Source organism: Burkholderia sp. RF7-non_BP4 (assembly GCF_001521935.1).
GTDB classification, from domain to species: Bacteria; Pseudomonadota; Gammaproteobacteria; order Burkholderiales; family Burkholderiaceae; genus Burkholderia; species Burkholderia diffusa.
In genome coordinates this window covers 58,582-76,908 of sequence record NZ_LOTA01000073.1, presented here as the reverse complement: position 1 = coordinate 76,908, position 18,327 = coordinate 58,582, and the positions used below count along the sequence as shown (strand labels likewise).

17 protein-coding genes and 1 riboswitch are annotated in these 18,327 nt (G+C 68.7%); of the genes, 15 read left to right on the top strand and 2 right to left on the bottom strand.

Features of this window, described 5'->3' with window-relative positions; translation table 11 throughout:
- Nucleotides 1-12 precede the first annotated feature (12 nt).
- From cheY to metF, 14 genes are all read left to right on the top strand, one after another.
- Nucleotides 13-408, top strand: a complete 396-nt coding sequence (gene cheY / locus WS49_RS22650) for a chemotaxis response regulator CheY (RefSeq protein ID WP_006754880.1) — start codon at nucleotides 13-15, stop codon at nucleotides 406-408.
- A 1-nt stretch (nucleotide 409) separates the two neighbouring features.
- Nucleotides 410-1,141: a protein phosphatase CheZ gene (gene cheZ / locus WS49_RS22645; protein WP_059533481.1), complete on the top strand. Its 732-nt coding sequence runs from the start codon at nucleotides 410-412 to the stop codon at nucleotides 1,139-1,141.
- A gap of 280 nt (nucleotides 1,142-1,421) precedes the next feature.
- Nucleotides 1,422-1,925: a DUF2844 domain-containing protein gene (locus WS49_RS22640; RefSeq protein ID WP_059533522.1), complete on the top strand. Its 504-nt coding sequence runs from the start codon at nucleotides 1,422-1,424 to the stop codon at nucleotides 1,923-1,925.
- 16 nt (nucleotides 1,926-1,941) lie between these two features.
- Entirely contained in the window at nucleotides 1,942-3,192 is a 1,251-nt protein-coding gene (locus WS49_RS22635; RefSeq protein WP_059533478.1) for a DUF3443 domain-containing protein, read from the top strand.
- 165 nt (nucleotides 3,193-3,357) lie between these two features.
- The gene (locus WS49_RS22630) at nucleotides 3,358-3,855 is read left to right on the top strand and encodes a VOC family protein (RefSeq protein WP_059533476.1); all 498 of its coding nucleotides are present in this window, start codon (nucleotides 3,358-3,360) and stop codon (nucleotides 3,853-3,855) included.
- Nucleotides 3,856-3,896: 41 nt separating this feature from the next.
- Nucleotides 3,897-4,598, top strand: a complete 702-nt coding sequence (locus WS49_RS36165; protein WP_257127754.1) for a DUF805 domain-containing protein — start codon at nucleotides 3,897-3,899, stop codon at nucleotides 4,596-4,598.
- Nucleotides 4,599-4,902: 304 nt separating this feature from the next.
- The gene (flhB, locus tag WS49_RS22620) at nucleotides 4,903-6,102 is read left to right on the top strand and encodes a flagellar biosynthesis protein FlhB (protein ID WP_059533473.1); all 1,200 of its coding nucleotides are present in this window, start codon (nucleotides 4,903-4,905) and stop codon (nucleotides 6,100-6,102) included.
- Nucleotides 6,099-8,201, top strand: a complete 2,103-nt coding sequence (gene flhA, locus WS49_RS22615; protein ID WP_059533471.1) for a flagellar biosynthesis protein FlhA — start codon at nucleotides 6,099-6,101, stop codon at nucleotides 8,199-8,201. Before flhB ends, flhA begins: the two co-directional genes overlap by 4 nt.
- Nucleotides 8,198-9,949, top strand: coding sequence for a flagellar biosynthesis protein FlhF (flhF, locus tag WS49_RS22610; protein WP_059533469.1), 1,752 nt, complete (start codon nucleotides 8,198-8,200; stop codon nucleotides 9,947-9,949). Before flhA ends, flhF begins: the two co-directional genes overlap by 4 nt.
- Nucleotides 9,942-10,751, top strand: a complete 810-nt coding sequence (locus tag WS49_RS22605) for a MinD/ParA family ATP-binding protein (protein WP_059533467.1) — start codon at nucleotides 9,942-9,944, stop codon at nucleotides 10,749-10,751. The genes flhF and WS49_RS22605 overlap by 8 nt, the downstream gene beginning before the upstream one ends.
- A gap of 22 nt (nucleotides 10,752-10,773) precedes the next feature.
- Nucleotides 10,774-11,508 (top strand): RNA polymerase sigma factor FliA, encoded by a 735-nt coding sequence (locus tag WS49_RS22600; protein ID WP_059452641.1) that lies wholly within the window; start codon nucleotides 10,774-10,776, stop codon nucleotides 11,506-11,508.
- Nucleotides 11,509-11,592: 84 nt separating this feature from the next.
- Nucleotides 11,593-11,709: riboswitch (S-adenosyl-L-homocysteine riboswitch) on the top strand.
- 34 nt (nucleotides 11,710-11,743) lie between these two features.
- Nucleotides 11,744-13,162, top strand: a complete 1,419-nt coding sequence (gene ahcY / locus WS49_RS22595; protein ID WP_059533465.1) for an adenosylhomocysteinase — start codon at nucleotides 11,744-11,746, stop codon at nucleotides 13,160-13,162.
- 151 nt (nucleotides 13,163-13,313) lie between these two features.
- Nucleotides 13,314-13,667, top strand: coding sequence for a phage holin family protein (locus WS49_RS22590; protein WP_006477367.1), 354 nt, complete (start codon nucleotides 13,314-13,316; stop codon nucleotides 13,665-13,667).
- A gap of 24 nt (nucleotides 13,668-13,691) precedes the next feature.
- A complete protein-coding gene (gene metF / locus WS49_RS22585) occupies nucleotides 13,692-14,522 on the top strand; it encodes a methylenetetrahydrofolate reductase [NAD(P)H] (protein ID WP_059533463.1) in 831 nt (276 codons plus the stop codon).
- A 91-nt stretch (nucleotides 14,523-14,613) separates the two neighbouring features.
- Here metF and WS49_RS22580 read toward each other — a convergent pair whose 3' ends face one another.
- Together WS49_RS22580 and WS49_RS22575 are read right to left on the bottom strand one after the other, a co-directional pair.
- Complete coding sequence (locus WS49_RS22580) at nucleotides 14,614-16,092, bottom strand: amidase (RefSeq protein ID WP_059533462.1); 1,479 nt, start codon at nucleotides 16,090-16,092, stop codon at nucleotides 14,614-14,616.
- 76 nt (nucleotides 16,093-16,168) lie between these two features.
- The gene (locus WS49_RS22575; protein WP_059533460.1) at nucleotides 16,169-16,861 is read right to left on the bottom strand and encodes a dienelactone hydrolase family protein; all 693 of its coding nucleotides are present in this window, start codon (nucleotides 16,859-16,861) and stop codon (nucleotides 16,169-16,171) included.
- A gap of 270 nt (nucleotides 16,862-17,131) precedes the next feature.
- Between WS49_RS22575 and WS49_RS22570 the strand changes: the two genes are divergently transcribed.
- A complete protein-coding gene (locus tag WS49_RS22570; protein ID WP_059533458.1) occupies nucleotides 17,132-18,211 on the top strand; it encodes an NAD(P)H-dependent flavin oxidoreductase in 1,080 nt (359 codons plus the stop codon).
- Nucleotides 18,212-18,327: the final 116 nt, after the last annotated feature.

The following is an 18,327-nucleotide window of genomic DNA, read 5'->3' as shown; positions in this document are numbered from 1 at the left end:
AAAGGAACGACGATGGACAAGAGCATGAAAATCCTGGTGGTGGACGATTTCCCGACGATGCGCAGGATCGTCCGCAACCTGCTCAAGGAACTGGGCTACACGAACGTCGACGAAGCCGAGGACGGCGCGGCCGGCCTCGCGCGGCTGCGCGGCGGCGGCTTCGACTTCGTGATCTCCGACTGGAACATGCCGAACCTCGACGGCCTCGCGATGCTGAAGGAAATCCGCGCGGACGCGACGCTCACGCACCTGCCGGTGCTGATGGTCACGGCCGAGTCGAAGAAGGAGAACATCATCGCGGCCGCGCAGGCGGGCGCGAGCGGCTACGTCGTGAAGCCGTTCACGGCAGCGACGCTCGACGAGAAGCTGAACAAGATCATCGACAAGATGGCCAAGGCCGGGAGCTGACGTGAACGAGCCGATCCATGCGGCGCTCGCCGGCGCGGCAGTCAACGCCGACGGCCACGCCGAAGGCGCCGATTACGCGAGCGACCGGATCCTCGCGCGCATCGGCCACGTCACGCGCACGCTGCGCGATTCGATGCGTGAGCTCGGCCTCGACAAGCATGTCGAGCGCGCGGCGGAAGCCGTGCCCGATGCGCGCGACCGGCTGCGCTACGTCGCGACGATGACCGAGCAGGCGGCCGAGCGCGTGCTGAACGCGATCGAGGTCGCGAAGCCGATGCAGGAGCGCATCCAGAACGAGGCCGAGGCGCTCGATGCGCGCTGGGCGCAGTGGTATGCGGCGCCGATCGAGCACGCGGAAGTGCGCGAGCTGATGGACGACACGCGCACGTTCCTGCGCGCGTTGCCGGAGGCGGCGTCGGCGACCAGCGCGCAGCTGCTCGAGATCATGCTCGCGCAGGATTTCCAGGACCTGACCGGGCAGGTGATCAAGAAGATCATGGACATGGTCTACCTGATCGAGCAGCAACTGCTCACGGTGCTCGTCGAGAACATCGCGCCCGAGCGGCGCGAGCAGTTCGCGGCGACCGCGGCCGCGCTCGCGGCCGAGCAGATCAGCGCGACCGGCAGCCCCGAGTCGCTGCTGAACGGGCCGCAGATCGCGCCGGAAGGCAAGTCCGACGTCGTGCAGGACCAGGCGCAGGTCGACGACCTGCTCGCGAGTCTCGGCTTCTGATGCTGTCCCATTGCATCGGCGCCGCGCCCGATCGTGGCGCGGCCCGGTGCGCATGGCTTTCCCCCGTGCTCGTCACGACGCGCTCCCCGCGCGCGGGTCGTGCCGCACGTCATGTTGCGTTGCGTCATGCAACGTTGATTTGACACTGCGACACACTCCGCAGGCATACTACGCGTCAGCAGCAACGAAGCGTCATTCTTAAGACTTTCATTTGTTGGCCCGCGGTGCCGCGCCTGACGACGGCACCGCCGGCAACGAAGCCAGTCCCTTGGGGGGGAACGTGAAGCTGAAACGCTTGGGCTGGGCCGCCGCGCATGCGACGGCCGCAATGGGTGTGCTGTGGGCCGTCCACGCACAGGCCGAACTGGGCGGCGCGCCGATGTCGCCGCCGGCGGACGATCGCGCCGCCACGGTGCGCGCGCTGCAGCGCGCGATGCGCTCCGCCGACGGCGCGCAGGCGAACGCGGCCGCCTACACCGTCCGCGAGATCACGCTCGGATCGGGCACCGTCATCCACGAATACACGAGCGCGGCCGGCACCGTGTTCGGCCTCGCCTGGCGCGGGCCGAGCATGCCGGACCTCGAGTCGCTGCTCGGCAGCTATTTCCCGCAGTACACCGCCGCCGTCCAGGTCGCGCATGCGGCGCGCGGCTGGCGCGCGCCCGTGTCCGTCGATACGAGCGGCCTCGTGATCCGCACCGGCGGCCACATGGGCGCCTTCGCGGGCCAGGCATGGCTGCCGACGGCGCTGCCTGCCGGGCTGACCGGCAACGACATCCAGTGACAGCGGGAGAGCGATCTTGCGAATTCCTCGTACCTTCAAGCGCTGGCTCGGCCTGCTGAGCGTCGCGGCCGCGACGGCCATGCTCGTGACCGCCTGCGGCGGCGGCGATGACAACGGCGGGAGCAGCGGCAACAACGGCGGCTCCAACGTATCCGACGGCAATACCGCGAACACGGCGGTGATCACGGTCGGCACCGGTGTCGCGCACGTGATCAACATCCCGACCGTCAACGTGAAGATCTGCGTGCCGGGCACGACGAACTGCCAGGTGGTCAACAACGTCCTCGTCGATACGGCGTCGTACGGGCTGCGGCTGGTCAGCAGCGCGCTGTCGTCGGGCGTGTTGAACAACCTGCCGCAGACGACGAGCGGCGGCGCGCCCGTGGCCGAGTGCGGCAAGTTCGTGTCGAGCTTCACGTGGGGCTCGGTGCGCACCGTCGACCTGTCGATCGGCACCGAGCAGGCGGGCTCGCTGCCGGTGCAGATCATCGGCGATCTCGGCACGAGCAACGTGCCGGGTTCATGCTCGAACAACGGCGCCCGAACATCGGCCAACACGGCCGGCGACCTCGGCGCGAACGGCATCCTCGGCATCGGGCCGGCGCCGGTCGATTGCGGCACGAGCTGCGCGACGTCGACGTCGGCGACGTCCAACAACTACTACGCGTGCCCGAACGGCAATTCGAGCTGCGCGGTGGCGCTGGTGCCGGTTGCGCAGCAGGTGGCCAACCCGGTCCATCGCTTCGCGACCGACAACAACGGCGTGATCGTGCAGATGCCGAACATCTCGAGCAGCGGGCAGGGCAGCGCGACGGGCCTGCTGACGTTCGGGATCAATACGCAGAGCAACAACGCGCTCGGGGCGTCGACGGTGCTGACGTCGACGACGACGGGCGACGTCGATGCGACGTTCCTCGGCGGAAACGTGACCGCGTTCTTCGATACGGGCTCGAACGCGTACTTCTTCAACGATTCGACGCAGAAGGCCTGCTCGACCAACACGCAGTTCTACTGCCCGTCGTCGACGACCACCTATACGGCGACGCTGACCGGCAAGAACGGCGTGTCGGGCGGCGTGTCGATGCCCGTCGCGAACGCCGATGCGCTGTTCGCGAATTCGTCGACGTTCGCGTTCAACGACATCGCCGGCCCGTTCGGCGCGGCCGGCTGGCTCGACATCGGCATGCCGCACTTCTACGGCAAGACGATCTACTTCGGGATGGACCGGACCGGCAGCGGCGGCGCGCAGCCTTACGTCGCGTTCTGACCGCGCACGCACGGCGGCGGCAGGAAAGGGGGCGAGCGATCGCCCCCTTTTTTTTGCCTTCGCCAGCGGCGACGCACTACGCGTCGGGCGGCCGCGCCGCGCCGGCACAGCGCCTACGATATAAGGCCGGCACCGGTGCCGGCACGACATCGAGGAGACAGCGCCATGAGCCAGCGTATTCAACGCATCACGCCGTTTCTGTGGTTCGACCGCGACGCCGAGGCGGCCGCCCGCTTCTACGTGTCGGTGTTCGACGACGCGCGGATCCTGCACGTCGCCCGCTACGGCAAGTCCGGTGCGCAGGCGTCCGGGCAGGCCGAGGGCGCGGTGATGACGGTGTCGTTCGAACTGGACGGGCAGGCGTTTCTCGCGCTGAACGGCGGCCCGGCGTTTCCGCTCACGCCCGCCGTGTCGTTCGTCGTCAACTGCCGCGACCAGCAGGAGATCGACCGCTACTGGACGGCCCTGTCCGACGGCGGCGACGAGCGCGCGCAGCAGTGCGGCTGGCTGCGCGACCGCTTCGGCGTGTCGTGGCAAGTGGTGCCCGTGCAGATGGCCGAACTGATGGCGGGCGATCCGGCACGCGCCGAGCGCGTGATGGCGCAGGTGATGAAGATGAAGAAACTCGATCTCCATGTGCTGGAGCAGGCGGCGGCGGGCTAGCGCGAACGCCGGCCGGGACGCGCCGTTCCCGACGTGCGTACGTGACGCTCGGCAATATTCCCGGCCGGCCGGTAAATGCGCGCCGAACGATCGATTCGATTATCGATCGCGGTGCGTTTCATGCTGGTGTAATCAAGCCATGGATTATCTGGCCGTCGTTTATGCCGGGCCGTCGCCATTATAAAAATGACGTGACATGCCCGCAGGCAATGCAGCGTTCCGCCGCTGAAGCCGCTCCAGTTCTGCCGGCGCCCGCGTGCGGGCCGGTCGGCGCGCGAAAAGAGATGCAATGCCCGGAAATTCAAACTTATAATGCCCGCGTTGTTTCCGGGGTCGCCGATATAAAACATGAGGGCAATAAAATGAATTTCACCGAAGCCGTTCGTTCCGCACTCAATCAATATGCGAAATTCGAGGGCCGCGCGCGCCGTGCCGAATACTGGTATTTCGCGTTGCTGACCAGCGTCGTGTCGATCGTCTGCCAGGTGATCACCACGGCGGGGCGCGACGCGAGCGCACTTTCGCTGCTGCTGATGATCGTCGCGGCCGTCGTGTCGCTCGCGCTGGTGCTGCCGAGCCTCGCGGTCACCGTCCGCCGCCTGCACGATACGGGCCGCTCCGGCTGGTTCCTGCTGATCGCGTTCATTCCGATCGTCGGCGGGATCCTGCTGCTCGTGTGGATGTGCTCGCGCGGCACCAACGGGCCGAACCGTTTCGGCTCGGATCCGATCCCGGTGATCTGAGCGCCGCCCGCCTCGACGCGCGACGCCGTCGCGTCGGGGCGGGCCGACGATCGTTCCACGGCCGCCTCGATCTCCCGCTTCCCCGCTTCATCCCTCACACGCTTCACCGCGCCCGCTCGCGAACGCGGTTTCCACCGCCTCCCGGCGCGCCGCGCCTGCCCGCGACCTCCCGCCGCACCGGCCCGCCCGATTCCCCGAAATACCCCCCTTTCCCGGCTTTGCTCGACCGATCGGCGTTTGACGTGCGCATGAATAATCGGTGTCACTGGAAAGCGGCATTTCGCCGTACCCGACTGGAGGCACCGTGGCAGACGAGAGCGATCTCGACAGAACCGAAGCCGCCACTCCGAGACGCCGCGAGAAGGCGCGCGAGGAGGGGCAGGTCGCGCGTTCGCGCGAACTGGCTTCGTTCGCGCTGCTCGCGGCCGGGTTCTACGGCGCGTGGCTGCTCGCGGGTCCGTCGGGCGCCCATCTCCAGACGATGCTGCGCGGCGCGTTCGCGTTCGATCGCGCGACTGCGTTCGACACGCACCGGATGCTGTCGGCGGCCGGCAGCGCGAGCGTCGAAGGTCTCGCCGCGCTGCTGCCGATCCTCGCGCTCACCGGCCTCGCCGCGCTGCTCGCGCCGATGGCGCTCGGCGGCTGGCTGATCTCGCAGAAAACCTTCGAACTCAAGTTCGACCGCCTGAACCCGATTTCCGGCCTCGGCCGGATGTTCTCGATCCAGGGGCCGATCCAGCTCGGGATGTCGCTCGCGAAGACGCTCGTCGTCGGCGGGATCGGCGGGATCGCGATCTGGCGCAGCAAGGACGAGCTGCTCGGCCTCGCGACCCAGCCGCTCGGCTCGGCGCTCGCCGATGCGATGCACCTGGTCGCCGTGTGCTGCGGCACGACGGTCGCCGGGATGCTGGTGGTCGCCGCGCTCGATGTGCCTTACCAAATCTGGCAGTACAACAAGAAGTTGCGCATGACGAAGGAAGAAGTGAAGCGCGAGCATCGCGAGAACGAAGGCGATCCGCACGTGAAGGGCCGCATCCGCCAGCAGCAGCGCGCGATCGCGCGGCGCCGGATGATGGCCGCCGTGCCGAAGGCCGACGTGGTCGTCACGAACCCGACGCACTTCGCCGTCGCGCTGCAGTACACGGACGGCGAGATGCGCGCGCCGAAGGTCGTCGCGAAGGGCGTGAACCTCGTCGCCGCGCGCATCCGCGAGCTGGCGGCCGAGCACAACGTGCCGCTGCTCGAAGCGCCGCCGCTCGCGCGTGCGCTGTATCACAACGTCGAACTCGAACGCGAGATTCCCGGCTCGCTGTACTCGGCCGTCGCCGAAGTGCTCGCGTGGGTCTACCAGCTGCGGCGCTTCCGCTCGGAAGGCGGCGCCTTCCCGGCCGCGCCGGTCGATCTCGACGTGCCGGCCGATCTCGACAAGGGGTCGTCGGTATCGGCCGACGACGAGCGTGAAGAAGCCGAAGACACGCTCGGCAAGCAAGGAAACGCAGCATGAGCACCCCGACCACCGGCCTGTTCGCCAAACGCCAGAATCCGTTCGCCGGCACCAACCTGCGCGCGCTCGCGGGCCCGATCCTCATCTGCATGATCCTGGGGATGATGATCCTGCCGCTGCCGCCGCTGCTGCTGGATCTGCTGTTCACGTTCAACATCGCGCTGTCGGTGATGGTGCTGCTCGTCAGCATGTACACGATGAAGCCGCTCGACTTCGCGGCGTTCCCGAGCGTGCTGCTGTTCTCGACGCTGTTGCGCCTGTCGCTGAACGTCGCGTCGACGCGCGTCGTGCTGCTCGAGGGCCATACCGGCCCCGACGCGGCCGGCCAGGTGATCGAGGCGTTCGGCCACTTCCTCGTCGGCGGCAACTTCGCGGTCGGCATCGTTGTCTTCGTGATCCTGATGATCATCAACTTCATGGTGATCACGAAGGGCGCGGGGCGGATCGCCGAAGTGTCCGCGCGCTTCACGCTCGACGCGATGCCCGGCAAGCAGATGGCGATCGACGCCGACCTGAACGCGGGCCTCATCAACGAAGAGCAGGCACGCAAGCGGCGCCTCGCCGTGTCGCAGGAAGCCGAGTTCTACGGCTCGATGGACGGCGCGTCGAAGTTCGTGCGCGGCGACGCGATCGCGGGCCTGATCATCATGGCGATCAACGTGATCGGCGGGCTGATCGTCGGGATGGTGCAGCACGACATGTCGTTCGCGGCGGCCGGCACCAACTACACGCTGCTGACGATCGGCGACGGCCTCGTCGCGCAGATCCCGTCGCTCGTGATCTCGACGGCGGCCGGCGTGATCGTGTCGCGGGTCGCGACCGACGAGGACATCGGCACGCAGATCACCGGCCAGCTGTTCACCAACCCGCGCGTGCTGACCATCACCGGCGCGATCATCGTGCTGATGGGGCTGATCCCGGGCATGCCGCACTTCGCGTTCCTCGCGCTCGGCGGCGGCGCGATCTGGCTGGCCCGCACGCAGGTCCGCCGCGCGGCGGCCCGCGTGGCGGCCGGCGACGTGACCGAGATCGCACCGCCCGCCGCGCTGCCGGGCGACAGCCACGAGGCGACCTGGGACGACGTGCAGCTGATCGATCCGCTCGGCCTCGAAGTCGGCTACCGGCTGATTCCGCTCGTCGACAAGAACAGCGACGGCGAACTGCTCAAGCGCATCAAGAGCATCCGCAAGAAATTCGCGCAGGAGATCGGCTTCCTGCCGCCGGTGATCCACATCCGCGACAACCTCGAACTGCGGCCGAACGCATACCGGATCGCGCTGAAGGGCGTCGAGATCGGCGCGGGCGAAGTGTTCCCGGGCCAGTGGCTCGCGATCAACCCGGGCCAGGTGACGGCCGCGCTGCCGGGCGCCGTGACGCAGGATCCGGCATTCGGGCTGCCGGCCGTGTGGATCGATGTCGCGATGCGCGAGCAGGCGCAGGTGTACGGCTACACGGTCGTCGATGCGAGCACGGTCGTCGCGACGCACCTGAACCATCTGGTCGTCCAGCACGCGGCCGAGCTGCTGGGCCGCCAGGAAGTGCAGGCGCTGGTCGAGCGCACCGGCAAGGATGCGCCGTCGCTCGTCGAGGACCTCGTGCCGAAGACGATCTCGCTGACGACGCTGCAGAAAGTGCTGCAGAACCTGCTCGAGGAAGGCGTGCCGATCCGCGACATGCGCACGATCCTCGAGGCCGTGTCCGAACACGCGGGCCGCGGCGACGCGTACGAGATCACCGCCGCGGTGCGGCTGTCGCTCGGCCGCGCGATCACGCAGCAGTGGTATCCGGGCTCGGGCGAGATGCAGGTGATGGGCCTCGATTCGAATCTCGAGCGCGTGCTGTCGCAGGCGCTCGCCACCGGCGCGAACCCGGGCCTCGAGCCCGGCCTCGCGCACAACCTTCTGACCGGCACGCAGCAGGCGATGCTGCGTCAACAGAATCTCGGGCTGCCGCCGGTGCTGCTGGTGCAGCACGCGCTGCGCGCGATGCTCGCGCGTTTCCTGCGCCGCAGCCTGCCGCAACTGAAAGTGCTGTCGTATGCCGAAGTGCCGGACACGCGCACGATCAAAGTCGTTAACGTCATCGGGGGTTCCGCTTGAACATTCGCAAATTCACCGGCGCGACGAGCCGCGACGCGCTTCGCCTCGTGCGCGAGGCACTCGGCGCCGACGCCGTCGTGCTGTCGAACCGCACGCTCGATGACGGCAGCGTCGAAATCGTCGCACTCGCCGACTCGGATCTCGCCGCGGTCACGCCGCCGGCCGCCGTCCGGGCGCGCACCGTCGCGCCGCGCGCGCCGGAATCCGTGCCGGCCGCGGCCGTCCCGGGCATCGTGTCGCGTCCGGGCGCCGCGCTCGCGCGCCCGGCCGTCAATCCGTATGCGGCGGGCGAAGGCGGCCTGCCGGACGTGTTCTCGTCGGTGTTCGGCGCAAGCGCCGAAGCGACGAAGCCGGCAGCCGAAGCGGCCGCCTTCGACGCCGGCATGGACGCGGCATCGAACGCGCCGGTCGCGCCTGCGCCTGCCGCCGGCACGCCGGTGGCAGCGTCCGAACCCGCGCCGTGGCTCGTCGAACACGCGAAGCGCCTGACCCAGCAGCGCGAAGCGCTGATCGCCCGCGCGCAGGCCGCACCGGCCGCGCCGCAGGCACCGGCGCGCGCGCCGCAGGACGCCGCATCCGCGACGCCGGCCGGCTGGGCGCGCGACATCGTGCGCGACGCCGAACGCCGGATGCCGTCGGCCGCCGCGCCGATGACCCGCCAGAGCGAAGCGAGCGCCGCGAAGCCGGCCGAACGCACGCGCCTGTCCGCGGAAGCGGCGGCCGCGGTGGCCGACGCGGTGAAGACGCGCATCGAGAGCATCGTCAACGACACGGTGATGCACGAGCTCGGCGCGATGCGCGGGATGATGGAAGAGCAGTTCGACAGCCTGATGTGGCACGACCGCCAGCGCCGCAGCCCGGTGCACGGCGCGCTGACCAGGCACCTGTTCTCGGCCGGCTTCTCCGCGCAACTGGTGCGCATGCTGGTCGACAACCTGCCGTCCGGCGACGACGCGCAAACCTTCGAGCAGGCCGCCGAATGGGCGCAGTCGGTGCTCGCGGCGAACCTGCCGGTGCTCGAAAGCGAAGACGCGCTGATGGAGCGCGGCGGCGTGTTCGCGCTGATGGGGCCGACCGGCGTCGGCAAGACGACCACCACGGCGAAGCTCGCCGCGCGCTGCGTGATGCGCTTCGGCGCGAGCAAGGTCGCGCTCCTGACCACCGACAGCTACCGGATCGGCGGCCACGAGCAGCTGCGCATCTTCGGCAAGATCCTCGGCGTGCCCGTGCACGCGGTGAAGGATGCGGGCGATCTCGAGCTCGCGCTGTCCGAGCTGCGCAACAAGCACATCGTGCTGATCGACACGATCGGCATGAGCCAGCGCGACCGCGCGCTGTCCGACCAGATCGCGATGCTGCACGGCGCGAACGCGCCGGTGCAGCGCCTGCTGCTGCTCAACGCGACGAGCCACGGCGACACGCTCAACGAGGTCGTCCAGGCCTACCGCAGCGCGGCCGAGTATCCCGATCTCGCCGGCTGCATCCTGACCAAGCTCGACGAGGCGACCCACCTCGGCGGCGTGCTCGACACGGTGATCCGCTACAAGCTGCCGGTCCATTACGTGTCGACCGGCCAGAAAGTGCCGGAAAACCTGTACGTCGCATCGACCCGGTTCCTGCTGAAGAGCGCGTTCTGTGTGCCGCGCGACGGCTCGCCCTTCGTGCCGCAAGACGAGGACATGCCGACGCTGCTTTCCGCACTGACCGCACGTTCCACCGCCGAGCTGCACGAGGTGCGATTTGGATAAACGGATCATCGATCAGGCCGAAGGGCTGCGGCGCCTGCTGGCCGGGCGCGCGTCGCGCATCGTCGCGGTGACGGGCGGGCCGGCGGGTGTCGGCTGCACGACGACCGTCGTGAACGTCGCGGCCGCGCTGACCGCGCTCGGCAAGGACGTGCTCGTCGTCGACGAGCGCGCCGACGTGCATTCGGCCACGGCGACGCTCGCGGGCGCCTGGCTGCGCGACGGCGAACGCACGCGCGTCGCCGCAGGGTTCGGCCTGTGCGCGGCCGCGCGGGACGGCTACAGCGAGTCGCAACTGAGCGACTTCGTCGACGGCCAGGCCGACATCGTGCTGGTCGACGCGCAACTCGGTGCCGACGGCACGTTCTCCCCGCTCGCGCGCGAGGCGCACGACGTGCTGATCGTCACGCGGGTCGCCGCGCAGGCGATCACCGAGGCGTATGCGTGCATGAAGCGCCTGCATTTCGCGCACGCGGTCGCGCAGTTCCGCGTGCTGACCAATCACGTCGGCAGCCACGCCGACGCCAGGACCGCATTCGACAACCTCGCGGGCGTCGCGAGCCGCTACCTGACGGTGTCGATCGCCGACGCCGGCTGCGTGAGCGCCGATCCGCTCGTCGAGCATGCGCGCGAGCTGATGCATACCGCGGTCGACGCGTTCCCGTCGTCGGTCGCCGCGCGCGATTACCGGCAGATCGCCGCCGACCTGCTGTACTGGCCGATGCGCCCGCGATCGGGCGCCGGCCGCGCCGTGCATGCGGGCGGCAAGCCGTCGTACGAGGCGGGTGCGGCACACGCCGCGTGAGCGCCACCGGAAGGAGAGAGCCATGATGTACAACGCTCAAGGAAAGATGACCCAGGCCGACGTGCTCGCGCAATACGCGCCGCTCGTGCGGCGCCTGGGGCTGCAGCTCGTCGCGAAGATGCCGGCGAGCGTCGATCTCGACGACCTGATCCAGGCCGGCATGATCGGCCTGATGGACGCGGCCGGCCGCTACAAGGAAGACCAGGGCGCGCAGTTCGAGACCTACGCGACCCAGCGCATCCGCGGCGCGATGCTCGACGAGCTGCGCAGCAACGACTGGCTGCCGCGCAGCCTGCGCAAGACGTCGCGCGAGGTCGAGTACGCGGTGCACCAGGTCGAGCAGCAGCTCGGCCGTTCCGCGAGCGAGACCGAGATCGCGCAGCATCTGAAGATGCCGCTCGACGAATATCAAGGGATGCTGCAGGACCTGCACGGCAGCCAGCTCATCTACTACGAGGATTTCGATCGCGCGGCCGACGACGAGCCGTTCCTCGACCGCTATCGCGTCGATCACGCCGATCCGTTGTCGTCGCTGCTCGACGAACATCTGCGCGAGGCGCTCGTCGAAGCGATCGAGCGGCTGCCCGAGCGCGAGAAACTGCTGATGTCGCTGTACTACGAGCGCGGGCTGAACCTGCGCGAGATCGGCGCGGTGCTCGAGGTCAGCGAGTCGCGCGTGTGCCAGCTGCACAGCCAGGCCGTCGCGCGCCTGCGCGCGCGGTTGCGCGAACAGGCATGGGTCGGCGCCGAGAACTGACCCTTTCATAGCGCCCGCGCGCGCCGACGCCGCGCGCGGTGCGTGGCGCGCATTTCCCGCGCCGATTTGCTACAATCCCTCCCGCTTCCCGAGGAGCGTTGCGACGGACCATCCTGCGTCCGCCAGGCTCGGAAAGCTTCACCAAGCAGCCGTGCGGCAACCTTCGCGCCGGCCCCGCTTCCTGAACGGCGCTCACGTCACCAATTTCTAGAACTTTTTTAGAAAGGAGGGCGTGATGAACGCCATTATCGATTCGCAAGCTTCCAAGGATTACATCGTCGCCGACATGGCGCTTGCCGGCTGGGGCCGCAAGGAGCTGAACATCGCCGAGACCGAAATGCCGGGCCTCGTGCAGATCCGCGACGAATACAAGGCGCAGCAGCCGCTGAAGGGCGCGCGCATCGCAGGTTCGCTGCACATGACGATCCAGACCGGCGTGCTGATCGAGACGCTGAAGGCGCTCGGCGCCGATGTCCGCTGGGCGTCGTGCAACATCTTCTCGACGCAGGACCACGCCGCTGCCGCGATCGTCGAAGCCGGCACGCCGGTGTTCGCGTTCAAGGGCGAGTCGCTCGACGAATACTGGGAATTCTCGCACCGCATCTTCGAATGGCCGAACGGCGAATTCGCGAACATGATCCTGGACGACGGCGGCGACGCAACGCTGCTGCTGATCCTCGGCTCGAAGGCCGAGAAGGACCGTTCGGTGATCGCGAAGCCGACCAACGAGGAAGAAGTCGCGCTCTTCAAGTCGATCGCGAAGCACCTCGACGCCGATCCGACCTGGTACTCGACGCGCCTCGCGCACATCAAGGGCGTGACCGAAGAAACCACGACCGGCGTGCACCGCCTGTACCAGATGGAAAAGGACGGCCGCCTGCCGTTCCCGGCGTTCAACGTGAACGATTCGGTCACGAAGTCGAAGTTCGACAACCTGTACGGCTGCCGCGAGTCGCTCGTCGACGGCATCAAGCGCGCGACCGACGTGATGATCGCGGGCAAGGTCGCGGTCGTCGCGGGCTACGGCGACGTGGGCAAGGGCTGCGCGCAATCGCTGCGCGGCCTGGGCGCGACCGTGTGGGTCACCGAAATCGATCCGATCTGCGCGCTGCAGGCGGCGATGGAAGGCTACCGCGTCGTGACGATGGAATACGCGGCCGACAAGGCCGACATCTTCGTGACGGCGACCGGCAACTACCACGTGATCAACCACGATCACATGAAGGCGATGCGCCACAACGCAATCGTCTGCAACATCGGCCACTTCGACTCCGAAATCGACGTCGCGTCGACGCGCCAGTATCAGTGGGAAAACATCAAGCCGCAGGTCGACCACATCATCTTCCCGGACGGCAAGCGCGTGATCCTGCTGGCCGAAGGCCGCCTCGTGAACCTCGGCTGCGCGACCGGCCACCCGTCGTTCGTGATGTCGAACTCGTTCGCGAACCAGACGCTCGCGCAGATCGAACTCTTCACGCGCGGCGAACAGTACGAGAACAAGGTGTACGTGCTGCCGAAGCATCTCGATGAAAAGGTCGCGCGCCTGCACCTCGCGCGCATCGGCGCGAACCTGTCCGTGCTGTCGGACGAGCAGGCTTCGTACATCGGCGTGCAGAAGGACGGCCCGTTCAAGCCGAACCACTACCGCTACTGATGCACCGCCGCCGCCGCGCCGCGTTCATGCGCGGCGCGCGGCACGGTGCCGGACCGCCGGCCGCCGCGCCGTGTCCGCCGCCGCGCGGGCACGTGCGGCGGTCGGCGGCGGCCACTGACCGACCAGATCGACAACCGAACCGGAGCCCTCCATGAGCGTCATCCTCACCTGGGTCATCAACGCCCTCGCGCTGCTGATCATCACGTACCTCGTGCCGTCGATCCACATCAAGAGCTTCGGCACCGCGCTGATCATCGCGGTCGTGCTCGGCCTGATCAACACGGTGATCCGTCCGGTGCTGATCCTGCTGACGCTGCCGGTCACGATCGTCACGCTCGGGGTGTTCATCCTCGTCGTGAACGCGCTGTGCTTCTGGTTCGCGTCGTCGCTGCTGAAGGGGTTCGAGGTGTCGGGTTTCTGGTCGGCGTTCTTCGGTTCGATCCTGTACAGCATCGTGTCGTGGCTGCTGTCCGCGCTGATCTTCGGGCAGCGCGACATCGGCTGACGGCCGCGCCCATTCTTGCGAATCATGAAATCGATCGAACTCTCGTTTGAATTCTTCCCGCCGAAGACGGCGGACGGCGTCGAAAAGCTGCGCGCGACGCGTGCGCAGCTGCTGCCGCTGAAGCCGAAATTCGTCTCCGTGACGTTCGGCGCCGGCGGCTCGACGCAGCAGGGCACGCTCGATACCGTGCTCGACATGCAGAAGGACGGCCTCGAGGCCGCGCCGCACCTGTCGTGCATCGGCTCGTCGCGCGACAACCTGCGCGCGATCCTCGACCAGTACCGCTCGCACGGCATCCGGCATATCGTCGCGCTGCGCGGCGATCTGCCGTCGGGGATGGGCGAGGTCGGCGAGCTGCGCTATGCGTCCGAGCTCGTCAGCTTCATCCGCGCCGAGCATGGCGACTGGTTCCACATCGAAGTCGCCGGCTATCCGGAATACCACCCGCAATCGCGCTCGCCGAAGGCCGATCTCGAAAACTTCGCGCGCAAGGTGAAAGCCGGCGCGAATTCCGCGATCACGCAGTACTTCTTCAACGCCGACGCGTATTTCCGCTTCGTCGACGATGCGCGCAAGCTGGGTGTGGACGTGCCGATCGTGCCGGGCATCATGCCGATCACGAACTTCTCGCAGCTGATGCGCTTCTCGGAGATGTGCGGCGCGGAAGTGCCGCGCTGGGTCGCGCGCCGGCTCGAGAGCTTCGGCGACGATCGCGACGCGATCCGCGCGTTCGGCGCGGACGTCGTCACGAGCCTGTGCCAGCGCCTGATCGACGCGGGCGTGCCGGGTCTGCACTTCTATACGCTGAACGCGGCGACCGCGACGCGGACGATCTGCGAACGGCTCTCCATGTAAGCGTCATCGCGCGGTTGCATGCGCAAAAGCCTCGCCGGCAAAACCGGCGGGGCTTTTTTTCACCGGCGGCCGACGGCCGACGGCGCTGGCGTCAGCGCTGCGCCTGCATCAGCGGCGGACGCCGGTCGAACCACGGCCGCGCCTGTTCGAGCTGCCGCGCGAGCCGCAGCAGCAACGCCTCGTCGGTGTGACGCGCGACGAACTGCACGCCGATCGGCAGGCCGCGCGCGTTCCAGTAGAGCGGCACCGACATCGCCGGCTGGCCCGTCAGGTTGAACAGCTCGGTGCAGCCGGCCCACGCGAACGCCTTTTCCGACGCCTTCGCGAGCATTTCCCGCAGCAGCGGTTTCACCGGCAGCGCGCCGAGCAGCTTCATCTGCGCGGCTTCGAGCGGCGTCGGCTGCAGCTCGCCGATCTTGACCGGCGGCCCCGCGAGCGTCGCGCACAGGATCGCGTCGTAGCGCGACACGAGGCCCGAGACCTGCACGGTGAGCTGGCGCTGCCATTCGAGCACGTCCGGCAGGCGCGCGCGGGCGATGCGCCTGCCGACGACGGCCATCGCCCATGTCGCCGGTTCGAACTCCGCGCGCTTCGGCGTGCGCCCGGTCAGCGCGCGTGCACCCAGCACCATTTCCTCGGCGATCGTCGCCCACAGCGTGAGAAAGGTTTCGGCCGCGCGTGCGTAGTCGATGTTCAGCGTCGCCGGCTCGACGTGATGGCCGAGCGATTCGACGAGCGCGGCCGCGTCGTCGAGCGCCGCGCGCGTGTCGTCGGAAAGCGCCGGCGCGAGCATCGGGTCGACGACGAGGCCGATCCGCAGCGGACCGGGCGGCGTGTCGAGTTCGCCCAGAAAGGTGCCGGGCGCGCCGGGCGGCAGCGTCTGGCCGGTCGTCACGTCGAGCAGCAGCGCGCTGTCGCGCACGCTGCGCGACACCGCATGCTGAACCACCAGCTCGCCGTTCGACGGCGAGTCGACCAGCACCGGATTGCGGCTCGGCTTCAGCCCGAACAGCCCGCAGCACGACGCCGGAATCCGGATCGAGCCGCCGCCGTCCGACGCATGCGCGAGCGGCACGATGCCGGCCGCGACGGCCGCGGCCGCGCCGCCGCTCGAGCCGCCGGGCGTGTGATCGAGGTTCCACGGATTGCGGCACGCGCCGAACAGTTCGGGTTCGGTGTACGGCATCTGGCCGATTTCCGACGTATTGGTCTTGCCGAACACGTTGAGCCCCGCCGCGCGGCTGCGCGCGATCACCGGCGAATCGTCGGCGGGGACGAAGTAGCGATAGTGGCGGCTGCCCATCGACAACGGCAGCCCGGCGACCGCCGCACCGAGATCCTTGACGAGATACGGGACGCCCGCGAACGGCGCATCGGTGCCGGTATCGACGGCCGATTCCGCCCGCTTGCGCGCATCGTCGTAGTCCTGCAGCACGATCGCGTTGATCGCGCCGTTCACCGCTTCGGCCTGGCCGATCGCGGCGTCCAGCAGTTCGCGCGGGCTCGCCTTGCGCTCGCGCACGAGTGCGGCGAGGCCGAGCGCGTCATGCGCGAGATAGTCCGAGTGCATCGCAGTCACCCCCGTTGTGACCCGTGGCGATGAAGGGAGGATAACGCGGGCCCGACGCGCCGGGCCCGCTGCCGCGTTACACGTGTTCGGCGAGGAACGTCAGCGTGCGGCCGTGCGCGAGCGCCGACGCGCGCTGGTTGTACGACGCGCGATCGGTGCAGTTGAAGCCGTGTTCGGCGCCCGGATACAGATGGAACGACGCGTTGTGGTGGCCCGCGAACGCGGCCTTCACCTGCTCGACGGCGTCGAGCGGGATTCCGTGGTCGTTCTCCGCGTAGTGGAACAGGATCGGCTGCGTGATCTTGCCGGCGAGGTCGAGCGCATTCTGGATGCCGCCGCCGTAATAGGCGACCGCCGCATCGACCTTGCCGGCCGCGGCCGCGCGATACGCGAGCTGGCCGCCGAAGCAGTAGCCGATCGCGGCGACCTTGCCGGTGGCTTCGGGGCGCGCGCGCAACGCGTCGGCGGCCGCGCCGATGTCCGCGATCGCGAGACCGACGTCGGTCTTCTTCATCAGCTCGATGCCCTTGTCGCGATCGGCGCCTTCGTAGGTCAGCTCGACGCGCGGCTGCGTGCGCCAGAACACGTCCGGCGCGAGCGCGACGAAGCCGTCGGCCGCGTACTGGTCGGCGACCGCGCGGATGTGCGCGTTCACGCCGAAGATCTCCTGGATGATGATGACGGCGGGGCCCTCGCCGCGCTTGGGCAGCGCGAGATAGCCGCCGAAGCTGTCGTTACCGGTCGGGATGTCGATCCATTGGGCAGTCACGTTGGAACTCCTGGCGAACGGGCGCGCGACATGCGCACCGCGGATGGAAAAAAGGGCGGCCTAGTGTGCCACCAATCCCGTGGCGCTGCAGCGCGCAAGCGGCGCGCCTGCCCGGTGTGCGCGCGTGTCGAATCCGCGTCTCGAACCTGCTTCTCGCGCAGCGATCGTTTCGATCTCGATTATTCATTTTTCGGCGCTGCGCCGCTTCGATAGAGTCGACGTGTCGGCCTTTACAAAGCGCTTTCGCACATCGTCATCGAAGGATTCGCCATGCCAGCCCGTGCATTTTCCAATCCGTTTTCCGAACGCTTCGGCCTGCGCCTGCCGCTCGTGCAGGCGCCGATGGTCGGCGCGACCACGGCCGCGATGGTCGCGGCCGCATCCAATGCCGGCGCGCTCGGCAGTCTCGGCGCCGGCGCGTTCGAGCCGGATCGTCTCGCGACCGAAGTCGCCGCGATTCGCGCGGCGACCGTGCGTCCGTTCGCCGTGAACCTGTTCGTGTTGCCCGAGGCCGCGCCCGACGCGGCGACCGTCGCACGCGCGCTCGCCGCGATCGATCCGTTGAACGCGACGCTCGGGCTGCCGCCGGGCACCGCGCCCGCGCGCTACGCGCCCAACTTCCGCGCGCAATTCGACGCGCTCGTCGCGCTGCGCGTGCCGGTCGCGAGCTTCACGTTCGGCGTGCTCGACGCGGCCGACGTCGCGCGCCTGAAGGCCGCCGGCACTTACGTGATCGGCACCGCGACGCACGTCGCCGAAGGGCGCGCGTGGCAGGCGGCCGGCGCCGACGCGCTGTCCGCGCAGGGCGCCGAAGCGGGCGGCCATCGCGGGACCTTCATCGGCTCGGCCGACGACGCGCTGATCGGCACGCTCGCGCTGGTGCCGCAGCTCGTCGATGCGACCGGCCTGCCCGTGTTCGCCGCGGGCGGCATCATGGACGGCCGCGGGATCGCCGCCGCGCTCGCGCTCGGCGCGCAGGGCGCGCAGCTCGGCACCGCGTTCCTGACGTGTGCGGAAAGCGCGATCGCGACGGACTGGAAAGCGCGACTGCTCGCGAGCGCCGATACGTCGACGCAGGTCACGCGCGCGATCACGGGCCGCCATGCGCGCGGATTGCGCAATACGCTGATGACGCGGCTCGGCGAACGCGTGGCCGACGCCGCGCCGTATCCGGTGCAGAACGCGCTGACCCAGCCGCTGCGCCAGGCCGCCGCGCGCGCGAACGACGGCGACTACCTGTCGCTGTGGGCCGGGCAGGGCGCGCCGCTCGCGCGACGGCGCGCCGCCGCGCTCACGACGTCGCAACTCGTCGACGCGCTCGACGCCGAATGGCGCGCGACGGCCGGCTGACCGGCTCGTATCGAAGCGAGAAAAGCGCGTGTTGTCACGCGCGTTTCATTCAATGATCCCGCGCACAAAATACCGAATCGAAATGACGCGGGAATGCTTTGAATCAACCTTTCATC